This window comes from Bacillus sp. FJAT-22090, assembly GCF_007676755.1.
Classification (GTDB): Bacteria; Bacillota; Bacilli; order Bacillales_A; family Planococcaceae; genus Psychrobacillus.
In genome coordinates this window covers 17,425-39,924 of sequence record NZ_VEBK01000007.1, presented here as the reverse complement: position 1 = coordinate 39,924, position 22,500 = coordinate 17,425, and the positions used below count along the sequence as shown (strand labels likewise).

Below are 22,500 nucleotides of genomic sequence, written 5' to 3'. Positions count from 1 at the left end.
TTAGTTCACCTTCTTTTTATTCTATTTCATTTTGAAGCTCATATAATATTTGCAATGCTTCTAACGGTGTTGTTCCTGATATATTGATTTTTTTCAGTTTTTTAATTATTTTTTCTGCATATTTGTTTCCATTCACATCGCGAAGGACTGGTTTAGTCAATTGTTCGTCAAAAAAGGATAATTGTTGTTCTTCTCTGACGGTTTCCGTTGTTGGCTTTTTCTCTTGATGCTCAAAAGTTTGCAGTATTTCCTGTGCTCTTTCAATAATCTCTTCAGGTAATTGGGCTAGCTCTGCTACATGGATCCCATAGCTCTTATCGGCCGGTCCATCTTTTAGTTTGTGTAAGAATACAACTTTCCCATCTTTTTCTGTTGCTGCAACATGAACATTACGTAGTTTTGTTAATGTTTTTTCTAAATCCGTTAACTCATGATAATGTGTGGAGAAAAGTGTATTTGCCCCTATATTATTATGAATATATTCCATCATCGCTTGTGCTAAGCTCATACCGTCATAAGTGGAAGTTCCACGTCCGATCTCATCGAAAAGAAGGAGGCTTTTACTCGTTGCATTCATAATGGCATGTTGGGATTCCATCATTTCAATCATAAATGTACTTTGGCCGCCCGCTAAGTCATCCGCTGCTCCAATTCGTGTAAATATTTTATCGACAATTGGAAGTTCAGCCATTTCTGCTGGAACATAACAGCCAATTTGAGCCATGATAATCGTAATGGCAATTTGTCGCATAAATGTACTTTTACCAGACATATTTGGTCCAGTTATTAAAAGCATGTTTTCATCCTCTGTCAACAAACAATCGTTAGGTACGTATAACTGATTATTCATCATTTTTTCAACTACTGGATGTCTTCCTTCTTTAATAATCATTGCATTTGTGTCATGAAATGCTGGCTTTGTTAGTCGATGTTTTTCGGATACTTGAGCAAATGAAATAAAAACGTCTAACTCACTAATTTGCTTAGCTAGCTGTTGAACCCTAGGAATATACGCTTTAATTTCCTCTCTCAATTGAGTAAATAATTCATATTCAAGTAGTAGGCTTTCGTCTTCCGCGGAGAGTATGAGTGATTCCTTTTCTTTTAATTCATCAGTAATATAGCGTTCTGCATTAGCAAGTGTTTGCTTACGAACATATCGGTCCTCATCTGCGAAATGTATATTCGACTTCGTCAATTCTATATAATAGCCAAAAATTCGGTTGTATCCTATTTTCAAGCTTTTAGCTCCCGTAAGTTCCCGCTCCCTTTGCTCTAGCTCGGCAATCCATTTTTTCCCGTTAATTGAAGCATCACGTAGCCGGTCTAATCGTTCATTGAAACCATCTTTAATCACACCGCCATCTTTCACCGATATGGGTGGATTTTCATTTAACGCTACATCTAACTTTCTCCAAATATCTTGGCAATCCTCTATTTTTTGTCCCAAAATTATTAATGCTTCATTATTGGAGTCCAATAATTGTTGCTTAATAAAGGGGATTTTAGATAATGACTGCCTTAGCTGAGCAAGATCCCTTCCCCCTGCACTTCCAAATCCAATCCTACCTACAAGTCGTTCTAAATCATATACTTCTTTAAATGCTTCTTTTATTTCTTCCTTTAGCATAAAATCTTCTAAGAAACTTGTAACAATTTCTAAACGGGCCTCTATTGCATTTTTGTCTGCAAGTGGCTGATGAATCCATTGTTTGAGTTTTCTTCCTCCCATGGCAGTAACAGTTTCATCCAGTAACCATAGTAAAGTACCTTTTTGCTCTGTATTACGAATGGAGGAGATGAGCTCTAAGTTTCTTTTTGAATGATAATCAATGGCTAAAAAAGAATCTCGCAGTTGAAACGTAAAAGGTTGTATATGTAAAAGCGAACGCATTTGTGTTTTTTCAATGTATTGCAATAAGCGTTTTACTGTTCGATGTGTTTCGACCGGATGATTTTGCACATATTTTTCTATCTCTTGTTCTATCGATTCATCGGGTTCAATTGACAACGTAAAATCATGTACAGCCGATAGGTCATTGATCAATACATACATTTGTTCACTTACGATTAATTCTTTAGCCTGGATGGCTAGTAATTCTTGCACGACCTCTTTCTCATCACCACGTATAATGGTCGTAAAGCCATCACCTGTCGAAACGTCTAAATAAGCGAAAGCAACTTCGTTTGTAGGCAGTAAATCAGCCGATGCAATAAAATAATTGGTTTTATTTTGCATTCCTTTACCTTCTATAATCGTCCCTGGTGTGATTAAACGAACGACTTCTCTTTTTACTACCCCTTTTGCCTGTTTAGGATCTTCTACTTGTTCGCAAATTGCGACCTTATATCCTTTACTAATAAGTGTTTCAATATAACTTTGTGCAGAATGATGCGGCACACCACACATTGGTATGCCATCTTTTCTACTCGTTAATGTAATTTCTAATAGCGCAGAAGCTTTAATCGCATCATCATTAAATAATTCGTAAAAATCGCCTAATCTAAAAAATAAAAATGCATCTATATAATTTTCCTTAATCTTTATATACTGTTGCATCATAGGAGTTTGTGTAGTCATGTACTGTCCTTCTCTCTTCTTTAACTTCAATTATTATATTATAACAAAAAAAAGCCGGAAAGACTGACCGGCTTGTTAAAGTGAGGAAGATGGATTTTGTTCGCTAGAGGAGCTGGATGAACTTGAAGAGCTGGATGAGCTTTCTTCGCTAAATGCCCATTCTTCCTCAAATTCCTGATCTTGCACTTGTATGCAAATAGTGGTTTCCCCTACCACTTCCGCAAGAAGTTCACGTTCTACTGTCACTTGGAATTTCGTTCCTTTTTCGATGATGATTGCTTCTGTACAATTTGGTTGTTGAAGCACACGCACATGTACTTCCTCACCTGTTGAATCTTTGTCTCGATAATGCAGTTTAATTCTGTCTTTATAATGAATCGTTTCTGTAAAAACAGAGGTTTTAGAATGATCGTGATGTGCATACCAAACGTTTATATCAAATTTCCCTGTAATTTCTACATATTTCCCTTGTTTTTTGGATTGGCAAGTATGATTGATAACCCAGCAACCTAAAATGCTAGATGGTGTATTTGGCGGACAAAGAACTTCGCAAGATTCCGTTCTCTTTTTCCCTTTAGCAACTACAGCTTTCGTAACGATTTGTCGCAAGTGTTTCATGTTTTTCCTCCTTGTATTCAAGTCATAACATCATATGCGCTATATGCCCAATGGGTTCGTATGTCGGGATAATTCGTTGACCTTTTCGTTGATAGCACATACAATTAAAGGATATATTATGAAGAGTGAGGTTTTGAAATGGCGTTTTTTGAAGTAATCCAAGTAGCCAATCAACAAGAGGCTGCTGCTGTCGTGCAAGAAAAGCTGGACAATGAATTAAAAGCAAATTCTTTAAACGTATTAGGTTTAGCAACTGGGAGCACAATGATCCCTATTTATAACAATCTTATAGAATCATCATTGGACTTCTCAGAGGTTATTGCTTTTAACTTGGATGAATATATTGGTTTAGAAGCAACAAATATAAATAGCTATGCTTATTTTATGCATCAGCAATTATTTTCTAGTAAACAATTTAAAGAAACACATATTCCAAATGGAATGGCAAATAATTTAGAAGAAGAATGTGAAAGATATGAAAATCTTTTAAATGAGCATCCTCTAGATATTCAATTTTTAGGGGTTGGGGAAAATGGACATATTGCATTTAATGAGCCAGGTACTTCATTTGACTCAGTAACGCATGTAGCACAATTGACGGATTCTACACTCGGTGTTAATAGTCAGTATTTTAATGACAACGAGAAAATTCCTCAGACTGCTTTCACAATGGGAATTGCTTCTATCATGAAGGCGAAAAAAATCATATTATTAGCCTTTGGAGAAAAGAAACGTCCTGCAATCGAAGCATTGCGTGGGGATGACATAACGGAACAATGGCCAATTACAATATTAAAAAAACATCCACATGTGACCGTTATTACGGATATTAACTAAATGAAAGGACTTCCTATTAAGCAGGAAGTCCTTTTAGTTATTACTAATTACTGAAATTTACTTTTCAAAATATATACGACATCATATGCCTTAATCTCGTCTAAGTGACTCTCCACATCGTTATAAAAGTCTGTAGAAAGGGAGCTCATTCCATTCCCATTTGCATAAGCAATACTCGCTAAAGCCATATTTTCCGAAAGGGGTATACTTTTTTGTGAATTGCTGCCCCATGTACTTTGATCCATTTTTGGCATTACCTGATCTGTACTCACACCACTTGTAGAACTATCTGTTCCTACACTTATATTAAAAGTTGAATTTATTTGACTACCAATTAATTTGGATGCCGTGAAAACAATCGTTCCACTTTCTTCAATTTCAGTTGTTAAATGATTTATTTTCTCCTCAGTTAGCTTTCCAAACTCATATTTGTCTACCCATAAAGCTATTTGTTTATACTTTTTATTGTCATTTTGAAAATCAAAAACAAATGAATAATCACTAGTTGATGATAATAAAAACTTCTCTCTATCTGTTAGCTTAACTTCAGAAACATACTCTAATTCCGTTTCTTTACTACAAGCAAACAATGTAAATATTAGTACAACAAATACAATTGTCAGCCTCATACTCCTCATTTATTCACCCCTTCCCTCTCTTTTCACTTCTATTGATAATAAATCTTAAGCTTATTCCAAATAGATGCCCAATCTTTTTTTCGGACCCTTTCCATATACACATCTTTTAACTCCTTAGTTGTCAAAAAAAGAGGGGTAGGTCTAACTTTTAATTGAAGAACATCTTTTACGCCATATGGTGCTGTTAAGATCACCTTGTCTTTATCGTCTAATTTCACACCCAAAGCTGTTACTGTCTCCGGAAACTTTGCTATCCCATCCACCGCTGATGAATATGCGGGCAAGTTATTTACATGATGCATTCTTGCTTGGTTTTTCACAGACCATGGTATATTTGGTGCAATATCTTTTAGCCGTTCTTCTAGTTTTTTTTCTTGGCACTCCTCCACATTAGAAGAATCAAAATAAATCACATCAATGTCTGCGACTGAAGTTCTTTCTTCAAGGGAATGGAGGGCATCCCAAATCTTCGAACGGACAAAACCAGCACAAATCCACCAATCCGGAAGATTTAACCCTTTTGCAACTCTTAATATGTCCATCATCCAATGGTCTGCTTCGATAAGTCTAGTAATATCTTTTGTATTTTCGAGTTTCACTTGATAGCCTCTCTTGTCAATTTTCTTGGAAAAGTTCGTTTCCATCCAATCAATATACCGATTATTAAAATGAGCATATACACATACAGCCCATACGAAATTTTAGAAAAAAATAAATGAACAATTACGAAGAAACCTATGACTAGCATACTTCCGAAAACTTTAATACTACTAGCATCTTGTGTATGCTCAGGAGAATTCGAGAAAGGATATACTTCACCATTCAATATTCGATAGGATACAAGCGTCATTGTAATCGCAACTAGTAGTACAACTAATAAATCTGGTAATATACGAAACGAAAAAATCCATAGAAACACTGTACTTAGAATTAGAAAAATAGGTAAAAGATAATTAATAATACACGCTTTTAATGTTCCACTATACATAGAAGTTTCGTGCTGAATCGGTGCCGCTCTATAGATCCATTGTCCTTTGTAAGTACCTGAAAATTTAAGCATATAAACAACTGATGGGATCATGATTAAACTAAAATAAATCATCATAAACTTATTTCCTAGGCCTATTTCCGCGAACGAGCTGTTTCTTAAATCAGTAAATAGGAAAATGAACGGAAAAATAAATGCCACACCTAGCTGTGGATAAATCTTTAACTTCAGATCTCGTTCTTGCGTCATCATTAGCGAGGAAAACATGTAAAATGTACGTTCTTCTTTCGTTTTGCATAATATTTTCGCCCAGAATTTTGCTAACGTCCGAGATTTCTTTTTCTTCCTATTTGAATCGCTTGCAAGTTTTGCTAGGTTTCGCTCAAATGCAGGCATTAGACGAATATATAAAATAATAGATAAGATAGGTACAAATAAAGCAAATGTCGTCAACATAATCATATGTGGCGATAAATCATTATGTAAAAATACCTCAAATGGAGCACCAAACCAAATCGGCGGTAACAACAAATGCCACCAAGCAAAAGAATAGGTAATATCTAAATTTATAATTTCAAACGACCTTGCTACTAGCTGATAGCTGATCATAATAGCTACCGATAATATAATTTGAACATAATTGATAATATCTTTAAGCTTTTCCCCACTAAAAAAACGCAATACAAATAAGTAAACAAAAGCAGTTAGCACAACTACTAAACAACTTATCAGTATTATTTCTATCGCAAAAATAAGCGTGAACCCTGGCCCATGTTTTATTATACTGAGAACTAATGGAATAATGACGAACGAGCCTGTTAATAAGAACATATAAATAAGTATATGTACAATTTTTGCTGCGTTAAGCGTCCGCTTGCTTATCGGTTTCGTATGGAGAATATTTTTGCCTCGGATATCTAATAGAACAGCTGAAAAGTCAGAGACCATCGACGTCATTAATATGAACATTAACATGCTAAACATAATACTAGTGAAGAAGATATATTGATTTCCAAAAAAGAGGAATGGAGTCAATAATAGAAGACCATATAGTCCATACAACCATAGTGATTTTGTAAACTGATTTCCTTCTTTTTTCACCTTTGTACCATTAAAGACTGGCGGCATCCTTCTACTATCCATCGTTAACTTCAGTTGCAAAATTTTACGCATTACTTCATATTCTATATCTAGCTTAAGGAATATACCCTTGAAACGATCTAACACTCGGAGAGATGTAAAGTCATCCATCAGCTCTTCCCTCACTAACTATTCCTACAAATTTCTCTGCAATCTCCTGATGTTCAGAAAATCCAGTTATTTGATTAAAAATTTCTTCTAACGTTCCTTCTTCGCTTTGTGCTTGTAGTTCTTTAAAAGTCCCATCTGCGACAACACGACCTTCTACGAGTAGAATAATGCGGTTACTTATTTTCTCAACAACATCCATAATATGTGAGGAGTAAAAGATTGTTTTTCCTCGTTTCGCTAGCTGATCGAGTATTTCTTTGATAATCATGACACTATTTGCATCTAAACCACTTAACGGTTCGTCAAAAAACAATAAATCTGGATCATGCAATAGACTAGAAATGATAAGTACCTTTTGCCTCATTCCTTTTGAATAGGAGGATAGCCGCTGATAAAACACAGATTCAAGATTAAATTCTTTCATTAATTTCAACGCTTTACTTTCCGCTTCTTCCGCACTTAACCCATATAACTCCCCTGTGAAAGTTAAATACTCACACGCAGTAAGATTATCATATAGCTCTGCTGTTTCTGGTACATAGCCAATCTTTCGTTTATACGAAAAATCGCCATTTGCAATATCTTCGCCGAAAATTTCAATTTTGCCTTTATATCCCTCTATCAATCCAAGCATCAACTTAACAGTTGTACTTTTACCAGCCCCATTCGGTCCGATATAACCAATAATTTGCCCTTGATACACATCTAAATTCACACCATTTAACACTTGCTTGTTGCCGAAACTCATCCTAACATCTGTTAAAGACAAAATCTTTTCTGTATGCATCAAAAAACTCCCTTCTTTTAAAAATACTTTATGCACATTCCATTTTTCCTATATACTATTAAATTTGTTGAAGTGAGCTATAAATATTCAAACTATTATTATTTATTCTATTGAATTTAGCTTTAGAAAAGTGTTAGTCTTGCTATAGTAAAAATTATGAAGGAGACAAAACTTTTGCAGAATACGGAAGAAAAAAATAACCGAAATAGGATCTTGTTGATTATTGGTATTATTTTTATTGCTGCTACGCTTAGGTCCCCTCTTACATCAGTAGGACCTATTATTTCTCATATTAGAGATTCTCTTACTATTTCCAACATCTTGGCAGGGTTTATAACTACTATTCCCCTTATTGCATTTGCAGTTATCTCACCGTTCGTACCTAAAATTGCGAGACGTTTCGGAATAGAATTGACATTATTCTTCTCTATTATTTTATTGGCAGCCGGAATAATTAGCCGATCATTAGGAAGCACTACCTTATTACTTATCGGAACTTCCTTGATTGGTATTGCAATTTCATTTGGCAATGTTTTATTGCCCAGTTTGATAAAACTAAAATTTCCATTACAAGTAGGTCTATTAACTGCCATTTTCACCTTATCCATGAATTTCTCTGCAAGCATAGGTGCTGGGATCAGTTATCCCATTGCAGAAAATACTTCACTTGGATGGCAAGGAGCACTTGGATGTTGGTCCATTTTAACAATTATCGCTATCATCGTCTGGTTGCCGCAAATCACGAAAAGGAAAGTAATAACAAAGGTGGAACAATCGACCTCTAGAGTTAAAACGAAATCGCTTTTGTCGTCCCCCATAACTTGGACTGTCACGTTATGTATGGGGCTACAGTCACTCATTTTTTACACGACTGCGGCTTGGCTACCTGAAATCTTGCAATCACAAGGAATGAGTGCCGACAAATCAGGATGGATGTTATCCTTACTGCAATTTGCCCAACTTCCGGTAACATTTTTAACTCCGATTCTAGCTGGACGTATGAAAGATCAACGAATATTAGTTGGTATATTTTCATTATTTTATTTAATAGGTTTTGCTGGACTATTGTCAGGACCAACTTCTTTGACTGTTCTTTGGATGATTTTTCTCGGTTTAGCAGGAGGGGCTTCTTTTAGTTTAGTTATGATGTTTTTTAATCTACGCACTCGAACACCAATAGAAGCAGCAGAATTGTCAGGTACGGCTCAGTCATTTGGTTATCTTCTTGCAGCGCTTGGTCCAGTATTTTTTGGATTCCTTCATGACGCGACTGCAAGCTGGTCGGTACCCCTTGTATTATTTATGGTGTCGGCGATATTATTATTCTTTTTTGGCATGCATGCTGGTAGGAATACAGTCGTTTCTTCTGTAGAACAATGAAAAGGAATTTGCATTAAGAAAAAGCTCAGTCGACTTTATTTCGAACTGAGCTTTTTTATACTTCGTGCATCCTACACAAATAATTGTTTATTTTTAAACGCAATTAAACTAACCATAGCTAATAAAAATCCTGAAATTAAAAATACAACTCTTATTCCAAACAAATCTGCTAATATTCCTATGAGTAAAGAAGAAATACCAAAAACTCCAGTCGCTACTGTACCTAGTGAGGTATAGACTGTTGCTAGCTTATCGGTTGAAACACTTCTTTGAATTGCCGTTTGCTGTGGTATATTCTTAAGTTGTGAAAATAAACCGATTCCAGCAGACAAAATGAGCGCTATTACCGGTTGGCTTGTTATGCCGAACAATACAGTTAAGACACCACCGAGCAAAGACCCGCCAAATATAAAATAATATTTACAATGTTCAACGACCCGTTGAAATTTTACGCAAAAAATACTTCCTATTAGTAAACCTATAAAAAAGCTTCCATTGATAAGGCCCCACCATTGTTCTCCTGCATGTAATGCTTGCTCGACAAATATATAAACAATCGCTGCAATCCATACTGCTCCTGCTATTGTTTCCAAAATGTCCATTTGAATTACTTTTCTCAGCAATGGAGTGGCAACGATGCTTTTCCATCCTTTTGTCAGCAGATCCCAAAGTTTTTCCTCTTTTTCCTCTGCATGGTGAACATGTGAAATGAAGCATAAAAATAAGCAAGACAGCAGAAATAATCCACTTACTAACCACACCAATTGGATAGCACTTATTACAAGTAGCAATAGAGCCCCAAAAAGCCAAGCCCCTATTTGAATGATTTGCCCGATTGACTCTACGATACTATTCGCCCGTACTAGCTGGTCATCCACCACATAATAAGGGAGGAAAGTTCTTAAAATCGGATTCGCACAACCATCTAAAAATGCGATCCCCGCAAGAATGAAGAAGATGAAAAAATAATTCGTTTTCTGCAAAAAGAAAAGAACAAAAATACCTAGCCCTATTAACAAAATTGTTTTCCCAATTTGAGTTCCTACCAACAATGTTTTTAAACGCCACTTTCCGATTGCTAAAGGAGTTAAAATACTTGATACAAACATAGCGGTTGTAATCGTAAATGGTACAAAAGCCGTTACAGTTGCGGATTGTGTCATCTGATACAAAATACTAATGACACTAACGACATAAAATATATCACCAAGATTAGCCAGTGATTGGCCGATTGTTAAAAACCAAAAATTTTTATTTACTTTCATTTAGAATCCCCCACTTCACTTTACTTGCTTGTGTGATTTAGGGGGTTCAGATTGGACTATTCATATAAAAACTCCTTTACTATGAAGCAAGCGGAAGAAACCTTGGGGGTAAATGTTTCTTCCTGACCTGACTTCGTTTATTATTACTTTTTATGTTCCATCAACCTATCATTCTATTTAACATCAATCCACCATACGTTTTTTATACACGACTACTGTTAGCACAAAGACAACAACTACCCACGCGCCGATAATGCCCAAGTTTGAAAGCACATTTACAAATCGGGCTCCCTTTTCCACTTTTTCAGCCAAATCAATCAGTTGTACATTTGGCATATATTCTAAGGCCTTTAATACAGGATACTTTTGAGCCCATACTGTGGCAAACGAACCAACTGTGAAAACCCCAATGACTGGAAGTACGATAACAGAAGACTCCATCACCGATTTTGCGATTAACCCTAACAATGTGCCCATTCCAATATAAAATAGGCTAGACAAAATAATAGCGACTGCCACCATTGTTATACTTGCAGGTTTATATTCTGATAAAAATGCGCTAAAAAATATAATAGTAATCGTTAATACAAACGATAACAAACTTTTTCCACCTAGAATTTCAAAAGTATTAGCTGGAGATAACATAAGTCCGCGCAATGTATTTTTCTCTTTTTCCTCTGCTATTAAACAGCATTGAACATATGTTCCCACCATAGCGAAAGTCATATTAATAGTCATAAAATGGACTTGAATCGAATCTACTCCCATGCGACCGTATACGGCAGCCATAATAAGCGGTAAAAAAATTACGATTGAAACAGCTATATTCCTTGAAAAATCTTTGAAATCCTTTTGAAAAATTGCATTTACCCGTTTCCATGAAAAAGTCATACTAATTTACCTCCTGTCGCCATTACGAATATATCTCCTAACGTCGGTTCGTTTGAATGCACTGTCACTACCCGATTTTCTTTCATCAATTGGTACATCTCTTCCGCACCTGCTGAATCTTTTGGAAGAACTTTTTTTTCTTCATTTGTTAGTTCTACTGTAATAGTCGTATCTGCAAACTTCTTTTTTAACTCACTTGGTTTATCTAACAATTGAATTTTCCCTTTATTTAGAAATGCAACTCGATTACACAATATGTCTGCCTCTTGCATATCATGCGTCGTTAAAAAGATCGTTGTTCCTTTGTTGTTTAATGCACGTAAACCATTATATATATGGAGTGTATTTACAGGATCTAGAGCTGATGTGGGCTCATCTAAAAATAATAGCTCCGGCTCATGAATGATTGCTCTTGCTAAAATTACACGCTGTGTCATCCCTTTTGATAATGTAGAGACTCGCTTTTTACTTTCTTCTTTTAAATTAACAAATTCAAGTGCTTCCTCTATTTTAGATAAAGGTAACTCATATAAGTCACAATATAGCTTTAGATTCTCATAGATGGACAATCTTCCATACAAGCCACTGTTATCCGTTAAGACTCCAAATAATTTTCTTGCTTTTGAACTTTTTAAATTGCTTACGTCCATTCCAAAAACTTGAGCTTTTCCTTCCGTCGGGTTTAATTGACCTGTCAGAATTTTTATCGTTGTTGTTTTTCCGGATCCACTCGGACCGAGAAATCCAAAAATCTCTCCTTTTTTTACTTGAAAATCGATGCCTTCAATCGCTTTAAAATTCGTAAAATATTTTGTTAACCCTTTTACTTCGATTGCATTTTCCATAATCATCCTCCTAATTTTTTAGTTGAACATTTGTTATGTACACCATCAGATTAAGAGATTTTCATAAAAGAAACATCATATTTCAGGTGAATGGAGTGATTTTGGGGGTGAACGGAGCTTATTTTAGGCCTAACATTCCTTTTAAATCCGCCATTTTTGTTTTGGACAAGGGTACAGACGACTTTTTTGTATCCTCTAATACTAGACTATAGCTATTTCTAGTCCATGTGATGACTTCTCGAACTTTTTGCAAATTTACAATATACGAACGGTGACACCTAAAAAATCCAAACGGCAACAATCGCTCTTCTAAATCATTCAATGTAAAAACACAAGGAAATGATTCACCCTTAATATTTAAAAAAGTCTGTCCATCCATGCTTTCTATATAATCGATTTCTGTCGGTTCAAATAAGACGATTTTTTCATTTACTTTCGTAGGAATTTTTTCAAATCGAATCGGTTGAATGACTTTTTCTACTTTCTCGTTATCTATTTCTAAACTATTTTCCTCTTCTTTATTCTCTATTTCCGTTTGGATTTGGTGAAGTCCTTTATTATCTAATCGATATATTTTATCGGCAATCGTTATGGCACTTTCCAAATGACTGGTTAGTATAAGTACCGATTTGTTGGTTATACGCAGATGCTGTAGCACTATATTAAATATTCTTTTGGATTCTACATCCAAGTTTTGATCAGGTTCCTCCATTATGTAAACATCAGGATTTTGTAAAAGTATGGATGCAAGTTGTACACGTTTTTTTTCAGAGTATGTAAGTTCTTTCAATTTCTTATGTTTCTTTGAGTCAAGTTGCACAGTACGAGTAATGTTATCTAAAGATTCTTGTGATTGATACAATTGATGATAAAACTTTAATGATTCTTTCACAGTAAGGCGTTCATGAAACCCCTCATTTAAGAAAAAGTAGGCCAACTTCTCCTTGGAAGCATATTGTATTTCCCCACTCGATAAAAATTCCTTGCCTAATAAGATCTGAATAAGCTGTTCTCTTATATTCACGCTTGAACATATTGCAACAACCTCTGTAGGCTCAATTACTAGATTAAATACTGGAAAAACAATCGTATCATTTATCTGCTTTTCAGCTTGTAAAAATTTTAGAGACATATCAAATCCTCATTTCTACTATTCTTAACCTTCTAATAATACCATGAAAATAGAAAGAAAAATAAAAATCACGAACCAATTTGGGTCCGTGATTTTTATTTTTAAGCAACTGCCGCTTTCTTAGTTGCATCTCCTTTTTCACGTGTGAAAAGTTGAATTGCAAACAGAATCGCAAAGATGATCAATCCTGCGATATCAGAAAAGCTTTCTGGATAGATTAACAACAGACCCGCACCTATAGCGAAAATCCTTTCAATCCATGTAACTTTTCGATACCAGTAACCTATCATACCTGCACCAATAGCAATCATACCAATGACAGCTGTAAAGACTACCCAAACAATCTCTAAGAATGTCGTGTCCATCATTAATAATGCTGGTGAAAAGATCACCATATATGGAATGATAAACGCGGCAATCGCTAATTTTGCAGCTACTACACCCGTTTTAATAGGATCCCCACCAGACACTCCAGATGCTGCAAATGCTGCAAGTGCAACGGGAGGTGTTATATCGGCAATAATTCCAAAATAGAAAACAAATAAATGTGCCGATAATGCAATAACTAAAGGAACTGTTGAACCAGCAGGCATATCAATCATTAGTAAAGTAATAATCGCTGGAGCAGCAATAGTACTTGTGATTACATAGTTAGCTGTAGTTGGTGATCCCATCCCTAGTACGATAGAAGCCAACATTGTAAAGACAAGCGTTAAAAATATATTCCCACCTGAAGCAGAAATTAGACCGTTAGCTAAACTCAAGCCTAAGCCTGTTTTGACAACAACACCTACTATGATACCTGCTGCTGCAGTAGCGGCAGCAACTGCTAGAGCCGTCCTTGCCCCATCGACTAATGCCTCTATAATATCTTTGAAGCCCATTCTTGTTTGCTTATCAAAAGCACTAAACACAACTGCGGCTACAATACCCCAAAGAGCTGCTTGCATCGTTGGTACTCCGATAAACATTAGAACAATGATAGCTATAATTGGAATAAGGAGATAAAGTTTTTTAAATACTTCCATACGGTTTGGCATTTCCTCTTTGGATAAGCCCTTTAAACCAACACGTTTTGCTTCGAAATGCGTCATAATCCAAATACCTGTAAAGTAGAGGATGGCAGGAATTGCTGCAGCTTTGGCGATTTCCCAGTACGTAATGCCCCCGATAAATTCAACCATTAAAAATGCTGCGGCACCCATAATTGGAGGCATTAGCTGACCTCCTGTTGATGCCGCTGCTTCTACCCCTCCGGCAAACTCTTTACGATAACCAAGTTTTTTCATCATCGGTATCGTATAGGAACCTGAAGTTACTACATTTGCAACGGAACTTCCTGAAATTGTCCCTTGCAAAGCACTGGAGAAAATTGCAACTTTTGCTGGTCCACCTACTAAGCGTCCCGCTATTGTTACAGCTAAATCGTTAAAATATTGCCCTACTCCTGTCTTTACGAGGAAAGCTCCAAAAAGTAAGAAGACAAAAATAAATGTTGCAGATACACTAATCGGTGTTCCCAATATCCCATCAGTCGTAAAGAACATTAAATGGATAAGACTACTTAAATCTTGCCCTCTGTGTGCAAGGAAACCGGGGAAATATGGTCCGAAAATCCCATATACTAAAAAGGCACTTGCTATTATTGTAATAGGCATTCCTACAGCCCTACGAGCAGCTTCAAGTGTCAACAGTACAGCTAACAAACCGACGATAAAGTCTAATTGAGTTAGCTTTCCTACTCTAAAAACTAATTCTTGATACTGTATCGGCCAATACAATCCAACTCCAACAGCTAATAAAGATAAAATATAATCATAGAACGGGATAGTTCTTTTTTTAAGTAACTTCCTCCGAGCAGGGAACAATAAAAAAATAAGGGATAATGCAAACCCTAAATGGACGGAGCGTTGTAAGTATGCCGTATATTGACCCCAAATAGCCGTATACAATTGGAAAAGAGAAAATGCAAGTAGCCCTACGAATATGACTGTCTTCATAATTCCTTCAACGGATCTTGTATTCGACTCGGGATCATATTTTTTTAGTATTTCCAACTGTTCTTCTTCCGATAATTGCTTAAATTCTTCTTCATTGGTATTAGCTAATTTTTTATCCATTCATATTTTCTCCTTTCATTTGTTGATAAAGGGATATTTTTTTTATTTCCACTAAATAAGATTTGCCACGTTGCAAGGCCTTTTTCAAGTCTATTTCTCTGCCTTCATACTGTAATACCAAATCCAAATTTATATTCCCTATTAATATCGTAAATGAGTCGATTACTTCGTTATTATATGTAAGGATATACTTACCATCTTTTTCTTCGAATGTTTGGCCTTCCTCTGCAAATCCTGGTAACCCAATTGCTAAATCGGTATAAACCATTTTAAGTAACTGTATTTTCGACTTATTAATAACTTTGTAAAATTCCACTACATCTGTTTTGTGAATGGAATGCGTATAACGGATTTGAAATGTTTGATTGTCGTCTTCAATAGGAATGTAGTGAACGGATGGATGATCCGTTCTAGTTTCCATGAATACAAACGCTTGTTGGTAAGGGTAAAATATAAGAAGAGCTATACCGCAAGCAATAACAGGAATTAGAAGCTTTTTAAGAAATTGCATTCGCTAGCTCCTCCATTCAAAAAGGGGCATGAAGCATGCGCAACATGGCCCCCAGTCTTACTATTATTTGTTTACTTCATCAAAGTATTTTTGAGCTCCAGGATGCACCGGTATACCGATACCGTCAAGACCTGTTTCTGCTTTTATAAACTGACCTTTAGGATGAGTAATACTTGAAGCGTTATCATAAATAGCTTTTGTCATTTCATATACTAAGTCTTCTGGAAGTTCATTGCTCACCGCTAGCATTGCACCTACTGAAACTGTTGGCACATCTGCAGTTAAACCATAAGTCCCTGAAGGAACAACGTCTTTTGCATAGTAAGGATATTTTTTAATTAATTCGTCTGCTTTAGCATCTTCGACTGGGATAATTAAAACATTTGCAACAGCATTTAATGCTTCAACAGCTCCTGTTGGCGTACCAGCTGTGATGAATGCAGCGTCAATTTGACCTGCTTGTAAACTATCTTGAGATTCACCAAAGTCTAGATTTTGAGGTTCAATATCATCCATCGTAATGCCATGGATTTCAAGTAATTGTTCTGCATTCGCATATGTTCCTGAACCTGGAGCGCCTACAGATATTTTCTTCCCTTTTAAATCTGCAAATGATTTAATACCTGTTTTGTCCGTCGTTACTAACTGAACAGTTTCTGGATATAGGGATCCAAGTGCAGAGATGGTATCGATTTTGTTCCCCTCAAACATGAACTTACCTTCTGTAGCATAATAGGCAATATCCGTTTGTACAAATGCAATCTCTTGTGTACCTTCTTGTAAAGCAGTCATATTAGCAGCAGACGCTTGTGATACTTCCGCTGTAGTTTTAATACCTGTTTCTTTACTAATTAAGTCTGCAAATGTTCCACCAAGCGGATAATAAGTTCCTTGTACTCCACCCGTTAGTATACTCAAATATTTGTAGTCTTCTTTCTTTTTACTAGAATCTCCACCTGCTTTATCATCTGAACTACATGCTGATAAAATTAAGAAAGCAATAATACTTAATAGTGAAAGCAATTTAAATTGTTTCTTTTTCATTCCAATTCCTCCCTTTATATATATATTCCCCATGTTCATAACAATTTTAACATAAAAACGTTTGCAGTTGTCAATGTATTTTGTTTTTTCAGTCCTTTGCAACAAAAAAAGACATACATGGATCTTTTCAGATCGATGTATGTCTTTCTTCTTTTTATTTAAGAACAACTATCATACGTTGTATTTTTTACTTTAGAGCCTGTTTCGCCTCTTAATAGATCGCCTTCGGTTGCTTCTATAATTTGATTGGTCACATTATTAGAAATCGAATTAGCGACTAATTGTAACAGGCTATTTACGTCCCCTTGTGATTGTTTGAATTCCTGCACAATTGGTAGATCGTCAATTTCTGCTTCAATTGCAGTAATTTTACCTTCAATCAACTTAAGTGCTTTTTCTTTTCCTAAGTGTTGGAAATTTACTGCTTGTTTTTGTAAGCTTTTTAAGCTTGCAATTTTTTCGCGAACTGTTTGATTTTCATTTATTTGCGCTTCTGCACGTTTAAAGAAATCAACTTCTTCTGTATTGGCAATCATCGTTGCAATTTCTTTTGCTTTTTCAATAATATCGTCTCTTGTATATTTAGTAGTCATCATATTCCCACCTTTTGCTCATTTGGTACTTCTACTAGTTCTCCCGATAATGACCATGTTTTGGCATCTGTAATTCTTACTTGCACCAGTTGACCGATGATTTCTTTAGGTCCAACAAAGTTTACTAGCTTGCTTTTCGATGTATATCCTGCAAGTACATCCGGGTTATTTTTACTTTCGCCTTCCACAAGCACTTCCACAATTTGACCTTCATAATTCTTCATTGCTTCAGCTGACATTTCATTTACAAGGGCATTTAAACGTTGAAGACGTTCTTTTTTCACTTCCATCGGTACATTATCTACCATTTTCGCTGCAGGCGTACCTTCACGTGGTGAGTAAATATACGTATACGCAATTTCAAAGCCAACTTCTTTATACAACGACATTGTTTCCTCAAACTGCTCATCCGTTTCATTCGGGAACCCTACAATAATGTCAGTTGTCAAAGATGCATTCGGAATAGCAGCTTTAATCTTACGAACTAGCTCTAAATAATGTTCTCTAGAATATTTACGAGCCATTATTTTAAGTATATCAGAAGAACCAGATTGAACAGGTAAATGAATATGATCGACTAAATTTCCGCCTTTTGCAAGCACCTCAATTAAATGATCATCGAAATCTCTTGGATGACTTGTCATGAACCGAATACGAGCTACATCAATTTTACGAAGATCATTCATTAAATCACCAAAGCGATAATCTAAGTCTTCGAAATCTTTTCCGTAGGCATTTACGTTTTGACCAAGCAACGTCACTTCTTTATAGCCTTGTGCAGCCAGATGTCTAATTTCTTGAATAATGTCTTCTGGACGGCGGCTACGTTCTTTTCCACGTGTGTATGGAACGATGCAATATGTGCAGAATTTATCGCAGCCGTACATAATATTAACCCAAGCTTTGATGGATCCTTTTCGAACGCGAGGAAGATTTTCTATTACATCCCCTTCTTTGGACCAAACTTCTACTACCATTTCTTTCGAAAGATATGCTTCGTTTAAGATGTTAGGGAGACGGTGGATATTATGCGTTCCGAAAATCATATCTACTTGATCATACGTTTTAAGGATTTTATTTACGACCGATTCTTCTTGAGACATACATCCGCAAACACCGATTAATACATCTGGATTAGCTCTTTTTAAATGTTTTAAATGACCTAGCTCACCAAATACTTTATTTTCAGCGTTTTCACGAATAGCACATGTGTTTAATAATATGACATTCGCATCGTCCACCGTATCGGTTGGTTCATATCCAAGTTGCATAAAGATACCCGCCATTACTTCAGTATCATGCTCATTCATTTGGCAGCCATAAGTACGAATATAAAATTTACGGTTTTGTCCCATTCCTTTGAACTCGTCTGCAATCGAAAAGTCATTATGATAAGTAACTTCTTCTTTTCCACGCTTTTTTGCTTCTTTTAAGGATGGTGGAGTGTAAACTGCTTGAAAATATTTACTATAATCCTTCTCGGATTTTTTGTCCGGAGAATTAGGTTCCTTCACTTGAGTACTTTGTAAACGCGATTCTTCGTTCATATAAGACTCTCCTTTCTTCATTCGCAACTAATGCGAATATCCATCATACTATTATACAAATAGCAGACAAACGTCACAAGGTATAATACTTAAAAGTGCTTAATTGGTCATAATATGTATTCTCTAATTGAAGGGTTCATTTATATTTTGGACTCATGGTGCCGGATCTTGCGATTTACAGGTTCTATGTTGCGATTTGGACATGCTATGTAGCGATTCGCTATCTTAAATAGGAGAGAGATCGCTAACTTTCTATGCATCAAAAAAGCTATCCATGTATTCATTGAATACGTGGATAGCTTTTTTATCATCACATGAAATCCTGTAACAACGTACTAAATTCTTTTTCACTCATCTTCAAGTTTTGATCTACGAGTGGTGTTGGTGCATAGCCTGGAACTTGTTCTTGGTAAGATGGTGCATGTTCATTTTGATAAATGATTCCAGTAACTAAGCCTTCGTTCTCCATAACCACCCGCATTGCTTCTTCACGGTTTGTATGGTCATAACCTTCCACATTGGAAAGCTTTGTTAAATTTTCCTTGAACCAATCATACGTATTTACTTTATTGTACGTTACACATGGGCTAAAAACGTTGATAAACGAGAAGCCTTTATGATTGATACCTGCTTCAATAATTGCTGTTAGCTCTTTAATATCAGAAGAAAAACCTTGTGCGACAAAAGTTGCTCCCGATGTTAACGCTAATTCAAGCGGTTTAAGAGAAGGTTCAATTGCCCCGCCAGGTGTCGATTTTGTTTTAAAGCCTTCTGCTGATCGTGGAGAAGTTTGTCCTTTTGTTAAACCATAAATTTGGTTATCCATCACGACATAAGTCAAATCGATATTACGACGGATTGAATGAATTGTATGTCCAATTCCAATCGCAAATCCATCTCCGTCTCCACCTGAAGCGATTACGTGTAGATCTTTGTTTACCATTTTTAAGCCTTGTGCTATTGGAAGGGCTCTCCCGTGAATCCCGTGGAAACCATATGAGTGAATATATCCTGAAATACGTCCAGAACAACCGATACCGGAGATTACTGCTAAATCGTGAGGCTGTATGCCAACATTTGCCGCCGCACGTTGTATAGCTGCTTGAACGGAAAAGTCACCACATCCTGGGCACCAGTTTGGTTTGACATTATTGCGAAAATCTTTAAACGTTACCATCAGTTAAGCAACTCCTTTACTTGTTTTTCAAGCTGTAATGGTAAAAACGGTGTTCCATCATATTTCAATACATTTATCACTTTATCATGACCGCCAACATTCATTTTTAATATATTTGCTAATTGACCCGTTGCATTGTTTTCAACAACGACTACTTTTTTAGCGTTTGTGACAAGCGGTTGTACTTCAGCAGACGGGAATGGGTGAATCAATCGAATATGTGCATGATTTACTTTCATTCCTTGTTCTATAAATGTTTGTTGCAATTCTTCTAATACGCCTCTTGTAGAATTGAACCCAACAAATAAAATATCTGCTTCTTCGTATGGTGCATTTACATAAACTGGTTCATTAAAGTTTACATGATTCAATTTTTTCATACGTTTATCCATTTGTGCTTGTCTGTTAGAAGCAGCTTCGGATGGCTTCCCTGTTTCATCGTGCTCTACACCTGTTACATGGTGAATTGCATGCTTCGTCCCTGGTAGTACTCGAGGAGAAACACCATCTTCTGTTACTTCATAACGTTTAAAATAAGATTTGTCTTCCGCTTCTGGAATCTCTTCCAAGTTTACTAAGTTACCGCGACGAATTTCAATTTTAGAGTAATCAAATGGTTCTACTGTTTGTTTACCAAGTGACAATTGCAAATCGGATAAGATGATTACAGGAAGTTGTAATTCCTCTGCAATATTAAACGCTTGGATTGTATCGAAAAACGCTTCTTCACCAGTACTTGGTGCGATTACTACTTTAGGAATCTCCCCATGGGTTCCGTAAATCATTTGCATTAAATCGGATTGCTCTTGTTTTGTTGGAAGTCCAGTAGATGGGCCACCACGCTGAGTATCGACAATTACAAGCGGTTGCTCTGTCATTCCTGATAAACCGATTGCTTCCATCATAAGAGAAAGTCCTGGTCCAGCTGAGGCAGTGAATGCTCGTACCCCACCATAGTTAGAACCAATTGCCATTGTAGCGGCTGCAATTTCATCCTCTGTTTGAATAACTGCCCCACCAAATAACGGTAACTTCTTAATCATATATTCCATAATCTCAGAAGCTGGAGTGATTGGATATGCCGCCATAAATCGCACTCCAGCTGCTAATGCTCCAAGTGCGATTGCGTCGTTTCCAATCATGAACATACGATGTTTACCATCTGCTGGGACTAGTTCCCACTCACCTAGACGATCACCTAATTGTTCAGCCATCGTATCGAAGCCCTGTTGAATCGCTTGCATATTTTTTGCTACGACCTCTTGTCCCTTTTTACCGAATATTTCATCCACTACTCCTTGGAATACTGCTTTGTCCAAGTTTAGTAGTGCTGAAGTAGCTCCTATTGCGACCATGTTTTTCATGAGTGATGTACCAAGTTCTGCAGCAACTTCTGTAAAAGGCACAACGTACATAGGTGCAGCACAACCTTCTGGTGCTATCGGTGAAAATTTGGAATCAGCTAAAATAACACTTTTTGTTGTTAACTCTTTGTAATTGACATCTATTGTTTCTTGATCGAAAGCTACTAAAATATCTAAATCATCTGGGATTGTACGTACTTGTGTAGGACGCACACAGATTTTATTATTTGTATGTCCACCTTTAATTCGAGAAGAGAAATGACGGTATCCGTACAAGTAATATCCAAGACGGTTCATCGCCATCGAGAAAATTTCCCCCGTACTTTCAATACCCTCTCCTTGCTGCCCTCCTACTTTCCAAGAAAGCTGTTGCAACATATAAACATCTCCTAACTATCTTTATCGAAAATTCCTCGGCGAATAAATATTGCTCGCTTGTGGTTTTAATTTCATTTTGCAGCTATTATACCGCCAAATGAAGCTGAATGCTTTTTACCTTCATTAGTTTATCATGAAGTAGCATTATTCACTATGTATTCCATGTAATTTTCAACAAAAATCAGACCTTTGACGGAATCAAATCGTCATAATTTAGTCGAAAAAACAAAATGAAGCCGCTACTTTTTACAGTAGCGACTTCACGGTTATTTTACCTTTTTCTCTACTAATAACTTCAAAGCAGTTCGGTCTTCACCTGAAATAATAATATCTGTGAAAGCGGGTGAACATGTTAGGTCCGTACCACTGGGTGCTACAAATCCTCTTGCAATGGCAATTGCTTTGATTGCCTGATTTAATGCGCCTGCTCCTACTGCTTGCATCTCTGCATACCCTTGTTCTCTAATTACTGCGACTAATGCACCAGCAACGGAATTTGGGTTAGAACGAGAAGATACTTTTAAAGAATCCACTATCATTTCTCCTTTTATAG

General features: G+C 36.3%; 20 protein-coding genes. 2 read left to right on the top strand and 18 right to left on the bottom strand.

The genetic code is table 11. The features are described 5' to 3' along the window. Nucleotides 1-16: 16 nt before the first annotated feature. The gene (mutS, locus tag FS486_RS10295) at nt 17-2,581 is read right to left on the bottom strand and encodes a DNA mismatch repair protein MutS (RefSeq protein ID WP_144511252.1); all 2,565 of its coding nucleotides are present in this window, start codon (nt 2,579-2,581) and stop codon (nt 17-19) included. Nucleotides 2,582-2,656: 75 nt separating this feature from the next. Continuing rightward, complete coding sequence (gene cotE, locus FS486_RS10290; protein ID WP_144511251.1) at nt 2,657-3,199, bottom strand: outer spore coat protein CotE; 543 nt, start codon at nt 3,197-3,199, stop codon at nt 2,657-2,659. Nucleotides 3,200-3,337: 138 nt separating this feature from the next. Between cotE and FS486_RS10285 the strand changes: the two genes are divergently transcribed. Further along, the gene (locus tag FS486_RS10285) at nt 3,338-4,036 is read left to right on the top strand and encodes a glucosamine-6-phosphate deaminase (protein ID WP_144511250.1); all 699 of its coding nucleotides are present in this window, start codon (nt 3,338-3,340) and stop codon (nt 4,034-4,036) included. 47 nt (nt 4,037-4,083) lie between these two features. On the opposite strand, the gene FS486_RS10280 is transcribed toward FS486_RS10285, so the two are convergent. The 4 genes from FS486_RS10280 to FS486_RS10265 are packed head-to-tail and all read right to left on the bottom strand — an operon-like array spanning nt 4,084 to nt 7,700. Further along, a complete protein-coding gene (locus FS486_RS10280; protein WP_144511249.1) occupies nt 4,084-4,674 on the bottom strand; it encodes a hypothetical protein in 591 nt (196 codons plus the stop codon). A gap of 29 nt (nt 4,675-4,703) precedes the next feature. Further along, a complete protein-coding gene (locus FS486_RS10275; RefSeq protein ID WP_144511248.1) occupies nt 4,704-5,273 on the bottom strand; it encodes a nucleotidyltransferase family protein in 570 nt (189 codons plus the stop codon). Further along, nucleotides 5,270-6,913, bottom strand: coding sequence for a hypothetical protein (locus FS486_RS10270; RefSeq protein WP_144511247.1), 1,644 nt, complete (start codon nt 6,911-6,913; stop codon nt 5,270-5,272). The genes FS486_RS10275 and FS486_RS10270 overlap by 4 nt, the downstream gene beginning before the upstream one ends. Beyond that, a complete protein-coding gene (locus tag FS486_RS10265) occupies nt 6,906-7,700 on the bottom strand; it encodes an ABC transporter ATP-binding protein (protein ID WP_144511246.1) in 795 nt (264 codons plus the stop codon). Before FS486_RS10265 ends, FS486_RS10270 begins: the two co-directional genes overlap by 8 nt. A 156-nt stretch (nt 7,701-7,856) precedes the next feature. Between FS486_RS10265 and FS486_RS10260 the strand changes: the two genes are divergently transcribed. Continuing rightward, nucleotides 7,857-9,080 (top strand): CynX/NimT family MFS transporter, encoded by a 1,224-nt coding sequence (locus FS486_RS10260; protein ID WP_144511245.1) that lies wholly within the window; start codon nt 7,857-7,859, stop codon nt 9,078-9,080. A 71-nt stretch (nt 9,081-9,151) separates the two neighbouring features. On the opposite strand, the gene FS486_RS10255 is transcribed toward FS486_RS10260, so the two are convergent. The 12 genes from FS486_RS10255 to FS486_RS10200 all read right to left on the bottom strand — a co-directional run bounded on the left by FS486_RS10255 (nt 9,152) and on the right by FS486_RS10200 (nt 22,480). After that, nucleotides 9,152-10,345 carry an MFS transporter gene (locus tag FS486_RS10255; RefSeq protein WP_144511244.1) on the bottom strand — a complete coding sequence of 398 codons (1,194 nt, stop codon included), beginning with the start codon at nt 10,343-10,345 and terminating at the stop codon, nt 9,152-9,154. A gap of 183 nt (nt 10,346-10,528) precedes the next feature. Beyond that, a complete protein-coding gene (locus FS486_RS10250) occupies nt 10,529-11,236 on the bottom strand; it encodes an ABC transporter permease (RefSeq protein WP_144511243.1) in 708 nt (235 codons plus the stop codon). Beyond that, a complete protein-coding gene (locus tag FS486_RS10245) occupies nt 11,233-12,081 on the bottom strand; it encodes an ABC transporter ATP-binding protein (protein WP_144511242.1) in 849 nt (282 codons plus the stop codon). The genes FS486_RS10250 and FS486_RS10245 overlap by 4 nt, the downstream gene beginning before the upstream one ends. 118 nt (nt 12,082-12,199) lie before the next feature. After that, nucleotides 12,200-13,213, bottom strand: coding sequence for a LytTR family transcriptional regulator DNA-binding domain-containing protein (locus tag FS486_RS10240; protein WP_144511241.1), 1,014 nt, complete (start codon nt 13,211-13,213; stop codon nt 12,200-12,202). A 101-nt stretch (nt 13,214-13,314) separates the two neighbouring features. Continuing rightward, nucleotides 13,315-15,333 (bottom strand): TRAP transporter permease, encoded by a 2,019-nt coding sequence (locus tag FS486_RS10235; RefSeq protein ID WP_144511240.1) that lies wholly within the window; start codon nt 15,331-15,333, stop codon nt 13,315-13,317. Next, a complete protein-coding gene (locus FS486_RS10230; RefSeq protein WP_144511239.1) occupies nt 15,326-15,844 on the bottom strand; it encodes a DUF1850 domain-containing protein in 519 nt (172 codons plus the stop codon). Before FS486_RS10230 ends, FS486_RS10235 begins: the two co-directional genes overlap by 8 nt. A 63-nt stretch (nt 15,845-15,907) precedes the next feature. Next, a complete protein-coding gene (locus tag FS486_RS10225) occupies nt 15,908-16,888 on the bottom strand; it encodes a TAXI family TRAP transporter solute-binding subunit (RefSeq protein WP_144511238.1) in 981 nt (326 codons plus the stop codon). Between the two features lie 158 nt (nt 16,889-17,046). Further along, nucleotides 17,047-17,484 (bottom strand): YlbF/YmcA family competence regulator, encoded by a 438-nt coding sequence (locus FS486_RS10220; protein ID WP_395940847.1) that lies wholly within the window; start codon nt 17,482-17,484, stop codon nt 17,047-17,049. Continuing rightward, complete coding sequence (gene miaB / locus FS486_RS10215) at nt 17,481-19,028, bottom strand: tRNA (N6-isopentenyl adenosine(37)-C2)-methylthiotransferase MiaB (protein WP_144511236.1); 1,548 nt, start codon at nt 19,026-19,028, stop codon at nt 17,481-17,483. Before miaB ends, FS486_RS10220 begins: the two co-directional genes overlap by 4 nt. A gap of 310 nt (nt 19,029-19,338) precedes the next feature. Further along, nucleotides 19,339-20,205, bottom strand: a complete 867-nt coding sequence (locus tag FS486_RS10210; protein ID WP_144511235.1) for a 2-oxoacid:ferredoxin oxidoreductase subunit beta — start codon at nt 20,203-20,205, stop codon at nt 19,339-19,341. After that, a complete protein-coding gene (locus FS486_RS10205; protein WP_144511234.1) occupies nt 20,205-21,947 on the bottom strand; it encodes a 2-oxoacid:acceptor oxidoreductase subunit alpha in 1,743 nt (580 codons plus the stop codon). The genes FS486_RS10210 and FS486_RS10205 overlap by 1 nt, the downstream gene beginning before the upstream one ends. 266 nt (nt 21,948-22,213) lie before the next feature. Then, nucleotides 22,214-22,480 (bottom strand): stage V sporulation protein S, encoded by a 267-nt coding sequence (locus FS486_RS10200; protein WP_093060206.1) that lies wholly within the window; start codon nt 22,478-22,480, stop codon nt 22,214-22,216. Nucleotides 22,481-22,500 lie beyond the last annotated feature (20 nt).

Coding starts and splice junctions, on each gene's coding strand:
- mutS (WP_144511252.1), bottom strand. CDS start 2,581: ATGACTACACAAACTCCTATGATGCAACAGTATATAAAGATTAAGGAA.
- cotE (WP_144511251.1), bottom strand. CDS start 3,199: ATGAAACACTTGCGACAAATCGTTACGAAAGCTGTAGTTGCTAAAGGG.
- FS486_RS10285 (WP_144511250.1), top strand. CDS start 3,338: ATGGCGTTTTTTGAAGTAATCCAAGTAGCCAATCAACAAGAGGCTGCT.
- FS486_RS10280 (WP_144511249.1), bottom strand. CDS start 4,674: ATGAGGAGTATGAGGCTGACAATTGTATTTGTTGTACTAATATTTACA.
- FS486_RS10270 (WP_144511247.1), bottom strand. CDS start 6,913: ATGGATGACTTTACATCTCTCCGAGTGTTAGATCGTTTCAAGGGTATA.
- FS486_RS10265 (WP_144511246.1), bottom strand. CDS start 7,700: ATGCATACAGAAAAGATTTTGTCTTTAACAGATGTTAGGATGAGTTTC.
- FS486_RS10260 (WP_144511245.1), top strand. CDS start 7,857: ATGAAGGAGACAAAACTTTTGCAGAATACGGAAGAAAAAAATAACCGA.
- FS486_RS10255 (WP_144511244.1), bottom strand. CDS start 10,345: ATGAAAGTAAATAAAAATTTTTGGTTTTTAACAATCGGCCAATCACTG.
- FS486_RS10250 (WP_144511243.1), bottom strand. CDS start 11,236: ATGACTTTTTCATGGAAACGGGTAAATGCAATTTTTCAAAAGGATTTC.
- FS486_RS10245 (WP_144511242.1), bottom strand. CDS start 12,081: ATGGAAAATGCAATCGAAGTAAAAGGGTTAACAAAATATTTTACGAAT.
- FS486_RS10240 (WP_144511241.1), bottom strand. CDS start 13,213: ATGTCTCTAAAATTTTTACAAGCTGAAAAGCAGATAAATGATACGATT.
- FS486_RS10235 (WP_144511240.1), bottom strand. CDS start 15,333: ATGGATAAAAAATTAGCTAATACCAATGAAGAAGAATTTAAGCAATTA.
- FS486_RS10230 (WP_144511239.1), bottom strand. CDS start 15,844: ATGCAATTTCTTAAAAAGCTTCTAATTCCTGTTATTGCTTGCGGTATA.
- FS486_RS10225 (WP_144511238.1), bottom strand. CDS start 16,888: ATGAAAAAGAAACAATTTAAATTGCTTTCACTATTAAGTATTATTGCT.
- FS486_RS10220 (WP_395940847.1), bottom strand. CDS start 17,484: ATGATGACTACTAAATATACAAGAGACGATATTATTGAAAAAGCAAAA.
- miaB (WP_144511236.1), bottom strand. CDS start 19,028: ATGAACGAAGAATCGCGTTTACAAAGTACTCAAGTGAAGGAACCTAAT.
- FS486_RS10210 (WP_144511235.1), bottom strand. CDS start 20,205: ATGGTAACGTTTAAAGATTTTCGCAATAATGTCAAACCAAACTGGTGC.
- FS486_RS10205 (WP_144511234.1), bottom strand. CDS start 21,947: ATGTTGCAACAGCTTTCTTGGAAAGTAGGAGGGCAGCAAGGAGAGGGT.